Annotated in this window: 16 protein-coding genes; 6 read left to right on the forward strand and 10 right to left on the reverse strand. The window is 72.3% G+C overall.

All coding sequences use genetic code 11. The annotated features are described in order from the left end of the window. The first annotated feature begins 106 nt into the window (after positions 1-106). Together FK529_RS09885 and FK529_RS09890 are read left to right on the forward strand one after the other, a co-directional pair. The gene (locus FK529_RS09885; RefSeq protein ID WP_146560818.1) at positions 107-1,138 is read left to right on the forward strand and encodes an NAD(P)H-dependent glycerol-3-phosphate dehydrogenase; all 1,032 of its coding nucleotides are present in this window, start codon (positions 107-109) and stop codon (positions 1,136-1,138) included. Between the two features lie 56 nt (positions 1,139-1,194). Next, positions 1,195-2,280 (forward strand): D-alanine--D-alanine ligase family protein, encoded by a 1,086-nt coding sequence (locus FK529_RS09890; RefSeq protein ID WP_146560819.1) that lies wholly within the window; start codon positions 1,195-1,197, stop codon positions 2,278-2,280. A 14-nt stretch (positions 2,281-2,294) separates the two neighbouring features. Here FK529_RS09890 and FK529_RS09895 read toward each other — a convergent pair whose 3' ends face one another. Continuing rightward, on the reverse strand, positions 2,295-2,879 hold the full coding sequence (locus FK529_RS09895) for a DUF3515 domain-containing protein (RefSeq protein WP_158635093.1): 585 nt from the start codon (positions 2,877-2,879) through the stop codon (positions 2,295-2,297). Between the two features lie 19 nt (positions 2,880-2,898). On the opposite strand from FK529_RS09895, the gene FK529_RS09900 reads away from it, so the two are divergent. Then, complete coding sequence (locus FK529_RS09900) at positions 2,899-3,915, forward strand: thiamine-phosphate kinase (RefSeq protein WP_146560821.1); 1,017 nt, start codon at positions 2,899-2,901, stop codon at positions 3,913-3,915. Next, a complete protein-coding gene (locus tag FK529_RS09905) occupies positions 3,912-4,607 on the forward strand; it encodes a uracil-DNA glycosylase (protein ID WP_146560822.1) in 696 nt (231 codons plus the stop codon). The genes FK529_RS09900 and FK529_RS09905 overlap by 4 nt, the downstream gene beginning before the upstream one ends. 56 nt (positions 4,608-4,663) lie before the next feature. Here FK529_RS09905 and rpmB read toward each other — a convergent pair whose 3' ends face one another. Beyond that, positions 4,664-4,855, reverse strand: a complete 192-nt coding sequence (rpmB, locus tag FK529_RS09910) for a 50S ribosomal protein L28 (protein WP_068521417.1) — start codon at positions 4,853-4,855, stop codon at positions 4,664-4,666. A 170-nt stretch (positions 4,856-5,025) separates the two neighbouring features. Here rpmB and FK529_RS09915 point away from each other — a divergent pair, with 170 nt between their 5' ends. Further along, positions 5,026-6,696, forward strand: coding sequence for a DAK2 domain-containing protein (locus FK529_RS09915; RefSeq protein ID WP_158635094.1), 1,671 nt, complete (start codon positions 5,026-5,028; stop codon positions 6,694-6,696). Further along, complete coding sequence (locus FK529_RS09920) at positions 6,693-9,050, forward strand: ATP-dependent DNA helicase RecG (protein WP_146560824.1); 2,358 nt, start codon at positions 6,693-6,695, stop codon at positions 9,048-9,050. The genes FK529_RS09915 and FK529_RS09920 overlap by 4 nt, the downstream gene beginning before the upstream one ends. On the opposite strand, the gene FK529_RS09925 is transcribed toward FK529_RS09920, so the two are convergent. From FK529_RS09925 to FK529_RS09960, 8 genes are read right to left on the reverse strand one after another with little or no spacing between them, the layout of a single operon-like run. After that, a complete protein-coding gene (locus FK529_RS09925; RefSeq protein ID WP_193559681.1) occupies positions 9,047-9,679 on the reverse strand; it encodes a TetR/AcrR family transcriptional regulator in 633 nt (210 codons plus the stop codon). The genes FK529_RS09920 and FK529_RS09925 overlap by 4 nt on opposite strands. 10 nt (positions 9,680-9,689) lie before the next feature. Then, positions 9,690-10,535, reverse strand: a complete 846-nt coding sequence (locus FK529_RS09930) for an enoyl-CoA hydratase family protein (protein ID WP_146560825.1) — start codon at positions 10,533-10,535, stop codon at positions 9,690-9,692. Between the two features lie 10 nt (positions 10,536-10,545). Then, on the reverse strand, positions 10,546-11,724 hold the full coding sequence (locus FK529_RS09935; protein WP_146560826.1) for an acyl-CoA dehydrogenase family protein: 1,179 nt from the start codon (positions 11,722-11,724) through the stop codon (positions 10,546-10,548). Continuing rightward, the gene (locus FK529_RS09940) at positions 11,721-13,685 is read right to left on the reverse strand and encodes an ATP-binding protein (RefSeq protein ID WP_146560827.1); all 1,965 of its coding nucleotides are present in this window, start codon (positions 13,683-13,685) and stop codon (positions 11,721-11,723) included. The genes FK529_RS09935 and FK529_RS09940 overlap by 4 nt, the downstream gene beginning before the upstream one ends. A gap of 8 nt (positions 13,686-13,693) precedes the next feature. Continuing rightward, positions 13,694-15,283, reverse strand: coding sequence for an acyl-CoA carboxylase subunit beta (locus FK529_RS09945; protein ID WP_146560828.1), 1,590 nt, complete (start codon positions 15,281-15,283; stop codon positions 13,694-13,696). Between the two features lie 49 nt (positions 15,284-15,332). Beyond that, the gene (locus FK529_RS09950; protein ID WP_146560829.1) at positions 15,333-16,505 is read right to left on the reverse strand and encodes an acyl-CoA dehydrogenase family protein; all 1,173 of its coding nucleotides are present in this window, start codon (positions 16,503-16,505) and stop codon (positions 15,333-15,335) included. Beyond that, positions 16,502-18,244 (reverse strand): acyclic terpene utilization AtuA family protein, encoded by a 1,743-nt coding sequence (locus tag FK529_RS09955; protein WP_146560830.1) that lies wholly within the window; start codon positions 18,242-18,244, stop codon positions 16,502-16,504. Before FK529_RS09955 ends, FK529_RS09950 begins: the two co-directional genes overlap by 4 nt. Then, positions 18,241-19,023 (reverse strand): TIGR03084 family metal-binding protein, encoded by a 783-nt coding sequence (locus FK529_RS09960; RefSeq protein ID WP_146560831.1) that lies wholly within the window; start codon positions 19,021-19,023, stop codon positions 18,241-18,243. Before FK529_RS09960 ends, FK529_RS09955 begins: the two co-directional genes overlap by 4 nt. Positions 19,024-19,031: the final 8 nt, after the last annotated feature.

Genomic DNA, 19,031 nt, shown 5'->3' on the forward strand with positions numbered 1-19,031 from the left:
ACCAATGTAGGCGTGCTGAACCGACCCTGCCGTCTCCGGGCGGGCGATAGGCTCTTCCGGGTGCCCACGAATCCGGTGGGCGGGTGCGCTGCGAGGAAGGGCTCGGATGGTCGACGTTGCGGTCATGGGGGCGGGTTCGTTCGGAACCGCGATGGCGAAGGTCTTCGCGGACGCCACCCGCCCGGAGCCGCACCGGGTGCGGTTGTGGTGCCGCCGCCAGGAGGTCGCCGACCAGATCAACGCGACGAGGATCAACGCCCAGTACCTGCCCGAGGGCGTGCTCCCCGAGAACCTTTCCGCGACACACGATCCGGAGGAGGCGATGCGCGGCGCCGGGCTCGTGGTGCTGGCCGTCCCCTCGCAGTCGCTGCGCGCGAACCTGCGCGACTGGGGCCACCTGATCCCGCCGGACGTGACCGTGGTGAACCTGGCCAAGGGCATCGAGATCGGGACTCTCGACCGCATGAGCGAGGTCGTCGTCGACGCCGCCGGCATCGACCGGGACCGGATCGCCGTCCTCACCGGCCCCAACTTCGCCCGGGAGATCGCCACGGGCCAGCCCACCCTCGCCGTCATCGCCTCGGACAACGTGGACCGCGCCTCCCACGCCCAGTACCTGGTACGCACCGATTACTTCCGGCCCTACACCAGCGACGACGTCGTGGGCTGCGAGATCGGCGGCGCCACCAAGAACGTCATCGCGCTCGTCTGCGGCATCGCCTCCGGCATCAACCTGGGCGAGAACTCGCGGGCCGCGATCATCACCCGCGGCCTTGCCGAGACACTGCGACTCGGCACCGCCCTGGGCGCCCAGCCGCTCACCCTGGCGGGCCTGGCCGGCGTCGGCGACCTCGTCGCCACCTGCAGCTCGCCCCAGTCCCGCAACTTCAGCTTCGGCGCGCGCCTCGGCCAGGGCATGACCGTCGAGCAGGCGCAGGCCGCGGCGCACGGCCAGGTCGCCGAGGGCGCCAAATCGTGCATCTCCATCGCCGACCTGGCGCGACGCGTGGGAGTCGAGATGCCGCTCACGGAGGCGGTGCGCGCGGTCTGCTACGACGGCGTACCCGTCTCCCGCGCCATGGACGACCTGCTCAATCGCGACGTCGGCGGCGAGTGGCGGCCCGAGGACGCTGAGTAACGCCGCGCGGCGCACCGCGTGGCCCTCCGTACGGCCGACCCGTAAGGTGGGCGACCGTGACGGAGCGAATCAGGGTGGCAGTGGTCTTCGGCGGGCGCAGTAGCGAGCATGCGGTCTCGTGCGTGTCGGCGGGCAGCGTCCTCGCGCACCTCGATCCCGAGCGCTTCCAGGTGATCCCGGTCGGGATCACCCAGGCGGGCGCGTGGGTGCTCTCCGACGGTGACGCCGATGCCCTGCGGTTCGCGGACCGCAGCCTGCCGAGCGTCCCCGAGGGCCCGACGGACCTCGCCTTCCTGCCCGGCGCCGAACTGGTGTCCGTGAATGCGGACGCGGCCGGCTCGGTTCTGGGGAGCGTCGACGTCGTCTTCCCCGTCCTGCACGGTCCGTACGGCGAGGACGGCACCCTGCAGGGACTGCTGGAGATGGTCGGCGTGCCCTACGTGGGCGCGGGCGTCCTCGCCTCCGCCGCCGGCATGGACAAGGAGTTCGCGAAGAAGCTGCTCGCCGCGGACGGCCTGCCCGTGGGTGACTTCCACGTGCTCCGCCAGCGCGACACCGAGGTCCCGGCGGATGTGCTGCACCGGCTGGGGCTGCCACTGTTCGTCAAGCCGGCCCGCGGCGGGTCGTCGATCGGCATCACGCGGGTCACGGACCTGACGGAGCTGCCCGGGGCGATCGCCGCGGCCCGCGCCTGGGACCCCAAGGTCATCATCGAGGCGGCCGTGATCGGCCGCGAGGTCGAGATCGGTGTGCTCGAGCGACCCGACGGCACCGTCGCGGCGTCGGCGATCGCCGAAATCGAGATGGCGGCCGACGCCGAGCACTCCTTCTACGACTTCGAGACCAAGTACCTCGACGATCGCGCGCAGTACACCGTGCCCGCGAACCTCACCGAGGAGCAGGCGGCGGCGATCCGCGACCTCGCGGTCCGTGCCTTCCACGCCTTCGACTGCCAGGGCCTCTCCCGCGTCGACTTCTTCCAGACCCCCGACGGCCCCGTGATCAACGAGGTCAACACCATGCCGGGGTTCACGTCGACGTCGATGTACCCCCGGATGTGGGCCGAGTCCGGTGTCGACTACGGCGAACTGCTGACGCTGCTCATCGACACCGCGCTCGCGCGGGGCACCGGCCTGCGGTAGCGACCGACCCCGGGCTACCGGCCCAGGTCGAGCGAGGCCGCCTGCAGGTGCTCGCGGATCGCGTCCGATGTCGCCTGCACCGCCGAGGTGCCGGCGCCGTCGGGCACCCAGAGCGTGACGTAGGGGCGGTGGTCGACGGCCGTCCAGTAGCTGCCGCCATCGGGGGCGGGTGCCCCCGCGGGGACCGCCTGCAGCCACTGCACCCCGTTGATGATCTGCAGCTTCGCGGTCGCGGTCAGTTCGGCGGGCCTGTCGGTGCCGCAGCGCACCTCCACGGCCCCCGACTTCTCGCTGGACCAGCGGGCGAAACCGGCGGGCGCGGTGTCGTCGGTGCGCCGGAAACCGTCGAGGTCGGCGGGGAGCGCGCCGAGCAGCGTCGAGCACGCCGCGTCGCCGGACGACGGTGCCGCGATCGACTTGACGTGCCCGGCCTCCGCCGCTTCGCGAGCGTCGCCCTGCTTCTGCTGCGCCAGCACGAGGAACGCGATGAAACAGGCGATCACCGCCACCGGCAGCGCCACCGCCGTCGCGAGGAAGGCGGGGCTGCGGCGCTCCTTCGCTTCGGGGGCCGCGGTGGTCTCGTCGTCTGCATCGCTCACGTCCGCTACGGTAGCCGCGATGACATCGAAGGAGCCGGACAGCCCTGCGCAGCCCCGCGTGCGGACCGTGGCGGAGCTGGGGGAGGACGGCGTCATCGCGCTGGCGACCGGCGGTGTGCGCCCGGATCCGCGGGTGCCGATCGGCCCGGGGGACGACGCGGCGGTCGTCGCCGCCCCCGACGGACGGGTCGTGATCTCCTCCGACGCGATCGTCGAGGGCCGGCACTTCCGGTTCGACCTCACGACGCCCGATCACGTGGGCCGGCGCGCGATCGCGCAGAACGCGGCGGACATCGCCGCCATGGGCGCAGTGTGCACCGCCTTCACCGTGACCCTGGGCTGCCCGCCCGAGACCGGCGAGGACGTGATCGCCGGCATCGCGCGGGGCACGACCCGGGGCGCCGCGGAGGCGGGCGGCGTGATCGCCGGGGGCGACGTGGTGCGCACCGAGCAGGTGCTGCTCGCGGTCACCGTGCTCGGCGACCTGGAGGGGCGGGCGCCGGTACTGCTGTCCGGCGCCCGGCCCGGCGACGTGATCGCGGTGTGCGGCACGCTCGGGCGGTCCGCCGCGGGGCTGGCCGTCCTGCTGGCGGGGCACGAGGGCTTCGACGGGCTCGTCGAGACCTACCGCTGCCCGGCGCCGCCGCTCGCCGCCGGGCCGCAGGCGGCCGCCGCGGGCGCGACGGCGCTCACCGACGTCTCCGACGGGCTCCTGCGGGACGCGCGGGCCCTCGCCCGCGCCTCCGGCGTGACCATCGCGCTCGACGCCGCGCGGCTCGCCCCGGATGCCGAGCTGGCCGCCTGCGCTGCGGCGCTCGGCGCCGACGCCGAGGGCTGGGTCCGCACGGGCGGCGAGGACCACGCCCTCCTCGCGGCCTTCCCCGCCGGAGCGGTGCTCCCCGCCGGGTGGCGGGAGATCGGTACCGCGGCCGCGCCGGGTGCGCTGGCCGCGGGCACCGTCACCGTCGACGGCGACGCGGGTCCCGCGGCGGGCGGCTGGAACACCTTCACCGAGACCGAGGAGCAGGGGCGATGACGGCGAAACCGTTGACCGACAGCGTCGAGGCCGGGTGGGCGAAGGCCCTCGCCCCCGTGGCCCAGGACATCGCCGCGATGGGGGACTTCCTCCGCGCCGAGATCGCGGAGGACCGCGGCTACCTGCCCGCGGGCGGCGACGTGCTGCGGGCCTTCCGGCAGCCCTTCGCCGATGTGCGCGTACTCATCGTCGGCCAGGACCCGTACCCCACACCGGGGCACGCCGTGGGCCTGTCCTTCTCCGTCGACCCGGCCGTGCGGCCGATCCCGCGGAGCCTGCAGAACATCTACCGTGAGTATTGCGACGACCTCGGACTGCCGATGCCGGCCACCGGTGACCTCGCGCCGTGGTCCGAGCAGGGCGTGCTGCTCCTCAACCGAGTCCTGACGGTGAGCCCCGGCAAGCCCGCCTCGCACCGGGGAAAGGGCTGGGAGAAGGTGACCGAGTGCGCCATCGACGCGCTCGTCGCGCGCGAGGCGCCGCTCGTCGCGATCCTCTGGGGCCGCGACGCCGCTTCGCTCGGCCCGCGGCTGGGCGATGTCCCGCGGATCGAGTCGGTGCATCCGTCGCCGCTGTCCGCATCGCGGGGCTTCTTCGGCTCCCGGCCCTTCTCGAGGGCTAACGACGCGCTCGTGGCGCTCGGTGCGGAGCCGGTGGACTGGCGGCTGCCGCACCTCGCGCAAGTGCGCTGACGCCGAAGGCCCGTGACCTCGGCGAGGTCACGGGCCTTCCGGGAAATTCTCGCGTACTAGCCGCGAACGACCTTGCCGGCCTTGATGCACGAGGTGCACACGTTCAGGCGCCGCGTCTGGCCGGGCGCGACCTGGGCGCGCACGGTCTGGATGTTCGGGTTCCACCGGCGGTTGGTACGCCGATGCGAGTGCGAGACCGACTTACCGAAGCCGGGGCCCTTGTCGCAGACGTCGCAGACGGCAGCCATAGTCGTGTACTCCTCGTATCGTTGAAAACCTGTGCTCGGCCCCGCCGGTCGGAGACGTGTCAAGACACGCTCGGACGCGAGGCAACCCTGCAAGCATAGCCGAGCCCGGCGGCGGAGCCAAACCGCTCCGGGGCCCGTACGGCGTGAGCGCGACCACTAGGCTGACAGCTGTGACGGGACCGAATGCGGAGGACGGCCGCGTGGTGGTGGCCTGGCTGCGGCGTGCCGTCCTCGGACTCGAGCGCTCCGTCGACGAGATCAACACCCTCAACGTCTTCCCGGTCGCGGACGCGGACACCGGCACGAACATGCTGGTCACCCTTCGGGCCGCGTCCCGCTCGGCGGAGGAGGCCGACCGTACCGAGGGACCGCACGCGGTCGCCCGAGCCACAGTCGCCGGGGCGGTGGCGGGGGCGCGCGGCAACTCGGGGGTCATCGTCTCGCAGATCATGCGCGGCGTCGCCGCGCAGCTCGGCCCCGACGGCGACCTCACCGCGGAGGGGCTGGCGACCGGTCTGCGGAACGCGACCGATCTGGTGACGACCGCGGTGGCGGAGCCGATCGAGGGCACCATCCTGTCCGTGCTGCGCGCCGCCGCCGACGGTGCCGGAGCGGCGCTGGCGGGCGGGGGAGACGTCGCGGCCTGCGCCCGCGGCGCTGCGGACGCCGCCTTCGACGCCCTCCTGCGCACCCGGGAGCAGCTCGCCGACAACGCCGCCGCGGGCGTCGTGGACGCGGGCGGGCGTGGCCTGCTCGTGCTGCTGGACGCGCTCGTCGAGGTGAGCACCGGCGCGGTGACCGAGCGCCCGCGCTTCGGGCGGCAGCCCGCACCGCACGTGCAGGTGCACGTCGACGACGGGCACGGCCACACCCACGATCACGGCGCGGCCGGCGATCCGCCGCGCGGCCCGCACGCCGACTACGAGGTGATGTACCTCCTGCCCGCCGCGACCGAGGCCACCGCGAGTCGACTGCGGGACGAACTGCAGGCGTTCGGTGACTCGGTGGTGGTGGTCGCCGCCGCCGATCCGGATCCTGTCGCGACCTGGTCGGTCCACACCCACACCACCGAGCCCGGGGCGGCGATCCAGGCCGGCCTGCGACACGGCAAGCTGCGCAGCATCGCGGTCAACGTGCTGCAGGACGCGGGGCACGCCGAGACGCCGCTGCAGGCGCTGCTCGACGCACCGCGGGCCATCGTGGCACTGGTCTCCGGCGATGGCGCGGCCGAGCTGTTCGCCGCTGCGGGCGCGGAGGTGATCCGCTGCGACACCGGCATGACGCACGCCGAGCTGCTCGCCGCGCTACACCGGTTCGAGGGCCGGGAGGTGCTGCTCATGCCCAACGGCGCGCTGCCCACCCCCGAGCTGCTCGCCGTGGCCGCGCGCTCCCGCGAGTCCGGCGTGCTGGTGACACTGCTGCCGACCTCTTCGATGGTGCAGGCGATCGCCGCGCTCGCGGTGCACGAGCCGGGCGGCCACGCCGCCGACGACACCTATTCGATGGCGGAGGCGGCCGCGGGCGCGCGCTGCGGATCCGTCGTCGCGGTCACGCAGGACGCGCTGACGATCCTCGGGCCCTGCGGCCCCGGCGATTACCTCGGCATGGTCGGCGGCGAGGTGGTGGTGCTCGAGGAGGATCAGTACTCCGCGGGCGAGGCCCTCGCCGAGCTGCTGCTGGCGACGGGCGGCGACATGGTGACGGTGCTCCTGGGCGAGGCCGGCGACGGCGACTTCCCCGACCGGGTGAGCGCCGCACTGCGCCCGGACCGCCCGGAGGTCGAGGTGATCGTCTACCACGGCGGGCAGACCGCCAGTGTGATGGAGATCGGCGTCGAATGACCTCAGCGCGCACCCTCACGCTGCAGACGCCGCTCGCGGAGGCCGTCGACCCCGAGATCGCGGAGGCGGCGACCGCCGAGCTCGGGCTGGTCACCGTCGGCGACCTGCTGCGGCACTTCCCGTTCCGGTACGAGGGCGGCGCCGTCGAGGACGACGGGACCCGGCGCTCCGAGCCGCGCATCGGCGACGACATCGTGGTGATCGGTACCGTCACGGCGATCACGCCCCCGAAGCCGCATCACCGCGGCAAGAAGATGTTCCGGGTGCAGGTCGTCAACAAGGTCCGGGCCTACGAGGTGACCTTCTTCAACTACCTGCCCAAGCCGATCCAGCCGGACCGGCAACTGCTGCTGATCGGCCGGCTCGGCGAGTTCAACGGCAAGCTCCAGCTCACCCACCCGGAGTGGCTCGTCCTCCCGGACACCACGATCACCTCGGCGGAGGCGCTCGCCGCCAACGAGGCGGGCTCGACCAAGGCCGGTTCGAAACGGCTCAAGTTCGCCGACCTGAGCCTGCTGATGCAGCCGACGGTGCCGATCTACCACGGCACCAAGAACATGCCGACGTGGCTGATCCTCTCACTCGTTGACAGCGTCCTCCAACGCCTCGCGCCGGTGCCGGAATCTCTGCCGCCCGCGTTCCTCGCGCTGCACGCCCTCATGAGCCTCGACGATGCCGTGCGCGCCGCGCACAAGCCCGACGGGCGCGCCCAGGCGGACCGCGCACGCCGCCGACTCGCGTTCGACGAGGCCGTCGCCATCGAGACCGCTCTCGCGCGCCGCGCGCACGAGGTGGGCATCGTCGGCGCGCCGCCCCTGCACGCGCCCGACGGTCCGCTGCAGGCCGGACTGCGCGAGCGGCTTCCGTTCTCGCTCACCGCCGGCCAGGAGGAGGTGCTCGCCGAGATCCTCGGCGATCTGGCCCGCGATCACCCGATGACCCGGCTCCTGCAGGGCGAGGTCGGCTCCGGTAAGACCCTCGTCGCGCTGCTGGCGATGCTCGCGGCGGTGGACGCGGGCCACCAGGCTGTTCTCCTGGCCCCGACGGAGGTCCTGGCGACCCAGCATCTGCTGTCGATCACGACGATGCTCGGCGATCTCGCCGAGGCCGGACAGCTCGGCGCCGCCGACGCCGCCACCACGGTGACACTCCTCACCGGCTCGATGACCGTCAAGCAGCGCCGAGCGGCTCTCCTGCGCATCGTGACGGGCGAGGCGGGCATCGTGATCGGCACGCACGCACTGCTGGAGGACACCGTCGAATTCTTCCGGCTGGGCCTGGTCGTGGTCGACGAGCAGCACCGGTTCGGCGTGGAGCAGCGCGACCGGCTGCGGCGCAAGGGCACCGGTTCCTCGGACGACGACACGGCCGCTGAATCGATGCCCCACCTGCTCGTGATGACGGCGACGCCGATCCCGCGCACCGTCGCGCTGGCGCAGTTCGGCGACATGGCCACGTCCGTGCTGCGGGAACTACCCCGCGGTCGGCAGCCGATCCAGACCTCGGTCGTGCCCGAGGACCGGGAGACGTGGGTCGCGCGGGCCTGGGCGCGGGTCGACGAGGAGGTCCGCGCCGGCCGCCAGGTCTACGTGGTGTGCCCGCGGATCGGCGATGACGCGACCGGAGAGCAGGCGAAGGCCGGCTTCACCGACGAGGACTACGTCTTCGACACGCCGCCGGCCCCACCGAAGGCGCAGGCGCGGAGCGCTTCCCGCGACGATCCTGAACAGGAGGAGGCCAAGCCGAAGACCGTGTCTGCGATCGAGATGTACGACCAGCTGTCCGCCGGGCCCCTCGGCGAGCACCGGATCGCACTCCTGCACGGGCGGCTCCCCGCCGAGGAGAAGTCGGAGATCATGGCGGCCTTCGCCGCCGGCGAGATCGACGTGCTGGTCGCCACCACCGTGATCGAGGTCGGCGTCGACGTCGCGAACGCCACCACGATGGTCGTGCGCGACGCCGACCGGTTCGGCATCAGCCAGTTGCACCAGCTGCGCGGCCGCGTCGGCCGTGGCGGGCTGCCCGGGTTGTGCCTGCTCATCACCGCGTCCGGGTCGGAGCGCACGCTGGAGCGGCTGCACAAGGTCGCCGAGACCGTCGACGGCTTCGCCCTCGCCCAGCTCGATCTCGAGCACCGCGGCTTCGGCGACATCCTCGGCGTCGACCAGTCCGGCCTCGCGCGGCGCCTGAGCTTCCTCGACCTGGCGCAGGACGGCGACGTGCTGCAGGCCGCCCGCGACCTCGCCTTCGAGATCGTCCGCGAGGACCCGGAACTCGAGCGGCATGCGGCGCTGCGCGCCATGAACGAGGTCATCCTCGGCGGCGACCGCGGCGACTACCTCGACAAGGCCTAGGGCCCCGGCGTCGGCTCAGCGCGCGCGACTACCGAGGCGAGTTGCCGGCCCCAGAAGTCGACGACCTGCTCGCGCCGGGCCGCGTCGTCGGAGAGCAGGTCCGCGAGGCCGAGGCCGCGAGCGAGATCCAGCGTCGCCTGCACTGCGCGCCGGGCCTCCTCGTCGTCTCGGCTCACGCCGAGCAATCGCATGGCGAGGGCGAAGACCTCGCGGGAGTGCTTGTTCTCGAAGGGCAGCATCCGCTCGCGCAGCGCGTCGTCGCTCGCGGCGGCAGTCCAGACGTGCAGGGCGGCCTTGAACAGGTCGTCGGTGTAGTACTCGACGATGAGCCGGGCCACGCCGAACGGGCGGTCGGGCCCGTCGGGCACCGCCGCGCCGGCCTGCGCCACCTGATCGAGCCGCTGCTCGCCCATGTATTCCAGCGCGGCGCTGATCAAATCCTCGCGCGTGGGGAAGTGGTGCTGCGCGGCGCCGCGCGAGACGCCCGCCTGCCGCGCCACGCTACCCACGGTGGTGGCGGTCCATCCGCGCGCGGCGAGCGACGCGATGGTGGTCTCCAACAGGCGCTGCCTGGTCTCCCGGCTGCGGGACTGCTGGGGTGCGCGGATGGGTGGGCGGAGGGAGGTCATCGCCAACAGCCTATTCCGCCGGTAGCGGTTCGGCCCAGCTCGGCGCGCGCTTCTGCAGGAACGCGGTGATCCCCTCGATGGATTCGGCGGAGCCGAACAGCCGCGCCGACTGCTCCCCGAGGGAGTCGGCTCGCTCGTCGAAGGAGCGCAGCACGTCGTGCCACAGAATCTGCTTGGTCTCCCGCAGGCCCTGCGGGCTGCACAGCCGCAGCTCGGCCAGCTGCTCCGCGACCGCTGCCGCCGGGTCCGCGACCGCCGCGGTGATGAGGCCGTGACCGGCGGCCTCCGCCGCGTCGAACCTGCGGCCCGTGAGCAGCAGTGTGGAGGCGACCCGGGAGGGCAGGTGCGGCAGCAGGACCAGCGAGACCATCGCCGGTGCGACGCCGATCCGCGCCTCCGTCACCGCGAACGACGCGGCGGGACCGGCGAAGACGAAGTCGCACGCGCCGATGAGGCCGAAACCGCCGGCCCGGACGTGGCCGTCGATCTGGGCGATCACCGGCTTCGGGCACTCGATGATGCCGCGCATGGCGCCGATCATCGCCAGGGTGCGCGACTTCGCGCCGGAACCGTTCGGCCCGCTCGCTCCGCTCCCGGCGCCGGAACCGTTCGGCCCGCTCGCTCCGCTCCCGGCGCCGGACGCCGCCTCCTTGAGGTCAGCACCCGCGCAGAAGGTCGTGCCGGTGTGCGTGAGCACCACGGCGCGGGCCGCGTCGTCCGCGGCCGCTCGCTCCAAACCTGCGCGCAGGTCGGCCAAGAGCCGCTGCGAGATCGCGTTCCGGTTGTGCGGGCTGTCGATCGTCAGATACGCGGCGCCGTTGCGCGTCTCGTACCGGATCAGGGCATCGTCGGTCATGGGTCGCCTACTAGTAGCTCTTGGGCAGGCCGAGGGTGTGCTCGGAGATGAAGTTGAGCACCATCTCGCGGCTGACCGGGGCGATACGGAACAGGCGCGAGGCCACCAGCATCTGCGCGAGGCCGTACTCGGTGGTGAGGCCGTTGCCGCCGAGCGAATGGATCGCCCGGTCCACCGCCTTGGCTCCGGCCTCGCCGCCGGCGAACTTCGCCATGTTCGCGGCCTCGGCGGCGGCGAACTCCTCGCCGGCGTCGTACAGCGTGGCGGCCTTCTGCAGCATCAGCCTCGCCAACTCGGTCTCCACCTTCAACTCGGCGAGCGGATGCGCGATGGCCTGGTGCGCGCCGATCGGAACCTTGAAGACGGTGCGCTCCTTGGCGTACGCCACGGCACGGTCGATCGCGTACCGGGCGGAGCCCACGGAACCCGCCGCGGCCATGATGCGCTCCGGGTTGAGCCCGGCGAAGAGCTGCGCGATGGCGGCGTCGGGCTCGCCGACGAGCGCCTCGGCGGGCAGCCGGACGTCGTCGAAGAACAGCGTCCACTGCGACTCCGGCAGGCCCACCTCCATGGGGATCTTCGTCTTCTGCAGGCCGGGCGAATCGGTGGGCATGAGGAACAGCGCGGGGCGCAGCTTCCCGGTCTTGGCGTCCTCGGAGCGGGAGACGACGAGGATCACGTCGGCCAACTCGACACCGGAGATGAAGGTCTTCTGGCCCGAGATGATCCAGTCGGAGCCGTCGCGGCGGGCCGTGGTGGTGATCCGGTGGCTGTTGCTGCCGGCGTCGGGCTCGGTGATCGCGAAGGCGGCGATCGTCTCGCCCGAGGCGATACCCGGCAGCCAGCGCTGCTTCTGCTCCTCGGTGCCGAACTTGGAGATGATGGTGCCGTTGATCGCGGGGGAGACCACCAGCATGAGCAGCGACGAGCCGACCGCGGCCAACTCCTCGCCGACGATGCCCAGCTCGTACATCCCGGCGCCCCCGCCGCCGTACTGCTCGGCGATGTTCACGCCGATCAGGCCGAGATCGCCCGCGGCCTTCCAGAGTTCGGTGGGGCCCTCGCCGGCCGCGATCTTCTCCCGCATGTACTCGGGGCCGAACTTCCTACCGAGCTCGGAGACCGTCGTGCGGAGCGCCTGGCGCTCCGCGGACTCGATGACATCCATAGCGATGCTGGTGGTGCTCATTCCTTGTTGTCTCCCGTATCTTCCAGCACGGCGACGACGGCGCCGGCATCGATGTTCTGACCGACCGCGACCGCGATCTCGGTGATGACGCCGTCGGCCGGGGCCGAAATGGCGTGCTCCATCTTCATGGCCTCCATCCACAGCACGGGCTGACCGGCGGTGACGTTCTCGCCGACCTGCGCGCCGATCCGCGTGATCACGCCGGGCATCGGTGCGAGCAGCGAGCCGGCGGCCGCCGCGGCGTCGGCGGAGGGCAGCGGATCCACGAGTGTGAGCGTCGCCGCTCCGCGTGCGGTCTCCACTTCGACCACCGTCTGATCGCCGGGATAGGCGGTCACGGCGACGGTGCGCCGCAGGCCGTCCCGTTCGATCGCGACGGTGGCCCGCCCGCCGTCGTCGACAACGGAGGCGACCACGGACCCGTCGGCCGCGAACTCCTGCTCGCCCGAGCGGAACTCCGGCACCAGGGTGCGGGCGCCGAGGTTGCGCCATCCCGGCGCGACGTGCGGCAGCGGGCTCGCGGCGGCGCCCCGTCGGTCCAGGACGGCACCGGCGGCGGACGCGGCCTCGGCCAGCTCGTCCTCGCCCAGCAGCGGAGCAGCGAGACGCGCGAGCCGATCCCCGGTGAGGAAGTCGGTGGCGAAGTCGCCCGCCTTGAAGTCCGCGTCCCCGAGGATCCGCACCAGAAGGTCACGGTTGGTGGTGAGGCCGTGGATCACCGCCTTACGCAGCGCGGCCTCGGTGATCGCGAGCGCCTGCGCCCGGGTGGGGGCGTAGCCGATCACCTTCGCGAGCATCGGGTCGTAGAAGACCTCGACGACGCTGTCACGCGGAGCGAGCGCGCTGTCGAGGCGGATGCCGGGGCGGTCCGGTCCGGAGAACTCGCTGACGACGCCGGGGACCTCGAACCGGTGCACGGTTCCGGCGGCGGGGCGCCAATCATTGGCGGGGTCCTCGGCGTAGAGGCGGGCCTCGATCGCCCAGCCCCGGGTGGCGGGCGGCTCGGGTGACGGCAGCGGCAGGCCGGCCGCGACGTCGAACTGCAGGCCCACCAGGTCGAGGCCGGTGGTGGCCTCGGTGACGGGGTGCTCCACCTGCAGGCGGGTGTTGACCTCGAGGAAGAAGAACTCGCCGGCGTCAGTGGCGAGGAACTCGACGGTGCCCGCGCCGGTGTAGCCGATGGCCTTCGCGGCGTTGGCGGCCGCCTCGTACAGGGCCGTCCGCATGGCGGGGTGGCGCTCGACCAGCGGCGACGGGGCCTCCTCGAGCACCTTCTGGTGGCGGCGCTGGATCGAGCACTCACGCTCGCCCACGGCCCAGACGGTGCCCTGCGAGTCGGCCATGACCTGGACCTCGATGTGCCGCCCGCGTTCGAGGTAGCGCTCGCAGAAGACGGTGCCGTCGCCGAAGGCGGACTTGGCCTCCCGCTCGGCGGCGGCCAGGTCGTCCTCGAGCTCGGCGCGGGTGCGGACCACCCGCATGCCCCGCCCGCCGCCGCCGGCGGAGGCCTTGACCAGTACCGGGAAGTCGCTGTCGGAGACCTGGTCCGGTGTCAGGTTGGTGAGCATCGGCACGCCGGCGTCGGCCAGCCGCGCCTTCGCGGCGACCTTCGAGCCCATCGCGCTGATGGCCTCGGGCGACGGGCCGATCCAGACGATGCCCGCGTCCTGGACGGCCGCGGCGAACTCGGCGTTCTCCGAGAGGAAACCGTAGCCGGGGTGGATCGCCTGCGCACCGGTGGCCTTCGCGGCGGCGATGATCTCCTCGCCCCGCAGGTAGGTATCGGCGGGGGACTCGCCGGGAAGGCGCACGGCCTCGTCGGCCTCGGCGACGTGCGGCGCGCTCGCATCCGGATCGGAGTAGACGGCGACGGCGCGCAGGCCGCGGGCGTGGGCCGCGGCGATGACGCGGCGGGCGATCTCGCCACGGTTCGCGACGAGGACGGAGTCGAATGTCGTCATAGAGTTCCTCACATCCGGAAGACGCCGAAGGCGTCGGTGCCGTGGACGGGGCCGTTGTGGATGGCCGAGAGGGCCATGCCGAGAACGGTGCGGGTGTCGCGCGGGTCGATGATGCCGTCGTCGTAGAGCATCCCGGACATGAAGGCCGGCAGGGACTCCTTGTCGATCTGCGTCTCGATCGCGGTGCGCATGCCGTCGACGAACGCGGGGTCCATCGCCTGGCCGCGGGAGGCGGCGGAGGCCGCGGCCACCTCGGTGACCACGTCGGCGAGCTGCTTGGCGCCCATGACTGCGGAACGGGCGCTGGGCCAGGAGAACAGGAACCGCGGGTTGAAGGCGCGGCCCGCCATGCCGTAGTGGCCGGCGCCGTAGGAGGCGCCCGCGATGAGGGAGAGGTGCGGCACCTCCGAGTTGGAGACGGCGTTGATCATCATCGAGCCGTGCTTGATCATGCCGCCGCGCTCGTACTCGGCGCCCACCATGTAGCCGGTGGTGTTGTGAATGAACAGCAGTGGTGTGTCGTAGCGGTTCGCCAGCTGGATGAACTGTGTGGCCTTCTGCGCCTCCTCGGAGAACAGGACGCCGCGGGCGTTGGCGAGGATGCCGATGGGGTAGCCGTGTAGATCCGCCCACCCGGTGGTGAGCGAGCCGCCGTAGAGCGGCTTGAACTCGTCGTAGTCGGAGTCGTCGACGATGTGGGCGATGATCTCCCGCGGGTCGAAGGGGATCTTCAGGTCGTCCGGGACGATGTCGAGCAGGCCCTCGGCGTCGTAGCGCGGGGGCTTGACCAGGCTCGACGGCGCCGTGCCCTGCTTGCGCCAGTTGAGCCGCTTGACGATCGAGCGCGCGATCCGCGCCGCGTCGAGTTCGTCGCTGGCCAAGTAGTCGCCGAGGCCCGAGGTGCGCGAGTGCATCTCGGCGCCGCCGAGGGTCTCGTCGTCGGAGATCTCGCCCGTCGCGGCCTTCACCAGGGGAGGACCGGCGAGGAAGACCTTGGAGCGCTCCTTGATCATCACGACGTGATCGCTCATGCCGGGGATGTAGGCGCCGCCCGCGGTGGAGTTGCCGTACACGACGGAGATCGTGGGGATGCCGGCCTTCGACAGCTGTGTGAGGTTGCGGAACATCGCGCCGCCGGGGACGAAGACCTCCTTCTGCGTGGGCAGATCGGCGCCGCCGGACTCGACCAGCGAGAGCACCGGCAGGTGGTTCTCCTTCGCGATGTCGTTGAGGCGCAGCGACTTGCGCAACGTCCAGGGGTTCGAGGTGCCGCCCTTCACGGTGGGATCGTTGGCGACCACCATCACCTCGACCCCCTCGACCACGCCGATGCCGCCCACGACCGAGGCGCCGACCTGGAAGTCGCTGCCCCACGCGGCGAGCGGCATCAGCTCGAGGAAGGGCGAGGCGGGATCGAGCACGCTGTCGATGCGCTCGCGGGCGGTGAGCTTGCCGCGACCCCGGTGCCGCTCGACGTACTTCTCGCCGCCCCCAGCGAGGGCCTTGTCGAACTCGGTGGTGAGGTCGGCGAGTTTGCCGAGCATGGTCTCGCGGTACGCGGCCGCATCGGGCGAGGGGGTGCTGCGGAGCACCGTCATGGGTGGAGTCCTTTGCCGTCGTGTGCGCCCGGGGCGCGGTGTGCGGGAATCACTTGTAGCCGAGGCGGTTGGCCGCGAGCGTGGTGAGGATCTGGGTGGTGCCGCCGCCGATGCCGAGGATGCGGACGTCGCGGTAGTGCCGGGAGACCTCGTACTCGGACATGTAGCCGTGGCCGCCGAAGAGCTGCACCGCCTCGTTCGCGACCCACTCGCCGCACTCCACGGCGGTGTTCTTCGCGAAGCACGCCTGCGGCACGAGCTCCGCAGCCGCGGCGGGGCCGCCGGATTCGAGGGCCTCTGCGTACAGGTCGGCGACGTGCCGGCTGTACACGCGGGCCACCTCGATCTTCCGCCGCATCTCGGTGACCGTGTTCTGCACCGCCTGGCGGGTGATGAGCGGGGCGCCGAAGGTCTCGCGGTCGCGCACCCAGTCGAGCGTGAGATCGAGGCAGCGCTGCGCGTGGGAGTAGGCCTGCACCGCCAGCGCGAGGCGCTCGGTGACGAATGCCGCGCCGATGAGGAGGAAACCGCTGCCCTCGGGGCCGACCAGGTTCTCGGCCGGGACCCGCACATCGGTGAAGGAGAGTTCGGCCGTGTCCGAGGCGTGCCAGCCCAGCTTCTTCAGCGGTGCGCTCACCTCGAATCCGTCCAGGCCCTTGGGAATCACCAGCAGGCTGATCCCGCCGGCGCCCTCGCCACCGGTGCGGACAGCCGTGACCACCCAGTCCGCCCGGACCCCGGAGGTGATGAACGTCTTGGCGCCGTTGACGACGTAGTGGTCGCCGTCCTTCCGGGCGGTGGTCGTCAGGTGTCCGACGTCGGAGCCGCCGGTCGGCTCGGTGATGGCGAGCGAGCTGATCTTCTCGCCGGCGAGGACGGGAGCGACCCACTTCTGCTTCTGCTCGTCGGTCCCGGCGAGGATGATGTGCGGCACGGAGATACCGCAGGTGAACAGCGAGGCGAACAGGCCGCCGGAGCCGCCCGCCTCGTGCATCGCCTCGCAGACGATGAGCGCATCGCGGGGGTCGCCGTCCCCGCCGCCGACCGCCTCGGGGAAGGAGACGCCGAGGAGGCCGAGATCGCCCGCCTTCTTGTGGAGCTCGCGGGGAAGCAGCCCGCCGGCCTCCCACTCATCGAGGTGGGGGAGGATCTCGCGCTCGGTGAATGCGGTCACGGTCGCGCGTAGCGCGCGTCGCTCCTCGGAATCCCACAGGTCCGTCATGCCATCTCCTTCGTGGTGTCGTCCGCAGGCACCAGGCCGACGGGCAGGTCGACGAAGCGGCCGCGGAGCCACTCGCCGACGCCCTTGGCCTGCGGGTCGAAACGGTAGCCGTGGGCTACGCCCTTGCCGAGCAGGTCCTCGATGACGAAGTTGAGCGCCTTGAGGTTCGGTAGCTCGTAGCGACGGAGAGGCAGGTTCGCGGTCTCCGGAAGGAGTTCGCGCAGAGCCTGTTCGGTGATATTGCTGCGTAGCCATTCGTAGGCCGCATCGGATTCCGCCCAGACGCCGACGTTGGCACTGCCGCCCTTGTCGCCGCTGCGCGCGCCGAAGACGGTGCCGAGCGGGACGCGGACCGTCGGGCCGGCCGGGCGGGCGGCGTCCGCCCCCGGCTGGGGCGGATCGACGGCGAGTTCCTGGACCACCTCGGGCGGGGCGATGTCGACGACGGTGCCGTCGGGGCGGTGGGCGCGGTGCGGGACCTCCTCGTTGGGCACGTACACCGCCTGGTACACGCCGTACGGGCCGCCGCGCGACGGGGGCGCCGTGGGGGAAGCGCCGGGGTAGGTGGCGAGCGTGAGTTCCACGGCGGCGGAGCTGAAGGCGCGACCGACGCGGTTCGGGTCCGCGTCCCATGCCACGGCGGTCAGCGTGGCCGATGCCGCCGCCTGGGTGGTGGCATCCGGGTGATCGGTGCGCGCGAGGCGGAACTGCAGCTCCGATGGTGCGCCGCCGCTGCGATCGAGCGCGTCGCGGAGCTGCGCCTCCAACAACGCGGCCTTGCGCTCGATCTCGAGGCCGGTGAGCAGGAAGGCGATCTCGTTGCGGAAGCCGCCCAGCGTGGTGGTCGCGACCTTGGTGGTGGTCGGCGGCGCCTCGCCGCGGACTCCGCTGACGGTGACCCGGTCCGGCCCGTCCTGGGCGAGCGTCATGGAATCGAGTCGCAGCGTCACGTCGGGGTTCGCGTACCGCTGGCCCGTGACCTCGTAGAGCAACTGCGCGGTGACCGTGCCGACCTCCACGACGCCGCCCGTGCCCGGCTGCTTGGTGATGGTGAAGGAGCCGTCGGCGGCGATCTCGGCGATCGGGAAACCGGGGTGCAGGAGCTGCTCGATCGGGTGGCGGTCGAAGAAGGCGTAATTGCCGCCCGTGGCCTGGGTGCCGCACTCGATGATGTGGCCCGCGGCGACGGCGCCGGCCAGCTCGTCGAAGTCGGTGCGCTGCCAGCCGAACTCGGCGATCGCCGGTCCCAGGATCACGGAGGCGTCGGTGACCCGGCCCGTGATCACGATGTCGGCGCCTGCGGTGAGGCAGTCGGCGATGCCGAACGCGCCGAGATAGGCGTTGGCGGTCACCGCGTTCGGCACACCGAGCTCGGCGGACCGGGCGAGGAGGTCGTCACCGTCGACCCAGCCGACCTTGAGATCGGTGCCGGATTCGGCGACGGCCTTCTCGACGGCGGCCGCGAGTCCCCCAGGGTTGAGGCCGCCGGCGTTGACGACGACCTTGGTGCCGCGCTCGGCGAGGACGTCGAGGTGCGGGGTGAGGTGCCGCAGGAAGGTCTTGGCGTAGCCGAGGTCGGCGTCCTTGAGGCGGTCGCGGCCGAGGATGAGCATGGTGAGTTCGGCGAGGTAATCGCCGGTGAGGTAGTCCACGGGGGGACCGGCGAGCATCTCGCCGATCGCCGCCGCGCGGTCGCCGTAGAAGCCGGAGATGTTGGCGACGCTGATGGTGCGGCTCATCGACGTTCCCCCTGCGGGGCGCGGCCGGCGCCGGGTGCGCCCGCGAAGCATTGCGCGATGGTGAGCCAGTGGCCGGCGTCCGCCCCTGTGGCCACCAGATCGGTGTCGGCGACGTTGATGCGCTGGGTCGCGAGCCGGCAGAAGTCCTCGAGCGAGCCGGTGACGCGTTGCGCTGCGTCGCCGGGGCCGAAGGTGACCTCCGCGCCGTCGGCGGCGACGAGAAAGACGTCGAAGGGTTCGGCCGGCGGCGTCTCGCCGTTCACCGTGTACGCGAAATCGCGGGTCTTGTAGGCGATCTTCGCGACGTGCGGTAGGGCCTCGGGGGTGTCGAGCTCGGTGCCGGCCGCGTCGGCGATGTCCAGCCCGTGCGCCCAGGTCTCCATGAGGCGCGCGTTCGCCATGGTGGAGGGTCGCATGGGCGGGCCGAACCAGGGCAGCGGCGCGCCGGGATCGGCTGCGCGAAGCGCGTCGGCGAGGTCGGCGCGGGCGCGGTCCCACCGGGCCCGCAGGTCCGGGTCGGCGGCCAGCTCGACGGCGCCGGCGTCGACGAAGCCCATCGGGTCGGCCATCGCGTCCTTCAGGATCGCGGCGAAGCCGTCGGGGTCGGTGGCGGCGACGAGGGAGACCTCGTCGGTCCAGGCCAGGTGGGCGACCTGGTGGGCGACGGTCCAGCCCTCGGCGGGCGTGGAGATCGACCAGTCGGGGAGCGAATCCGCGATGGCGGCGAGGGCGGCCGAGGTGGACTCGAGCGCGTCGAACACGGGGACTGGGGTGGGCACGCCCACAC

The organism is Tsukamurella asaccharolytica, assembly GCF_007858435.1.
Taxonomy (GTDB): Bacteria; Actinomycetota; Actinomycetes; order Mycobacteriales; family Mycobacteriaceae; genus Tsukamurella; species Tsukamurella asaccharolytica.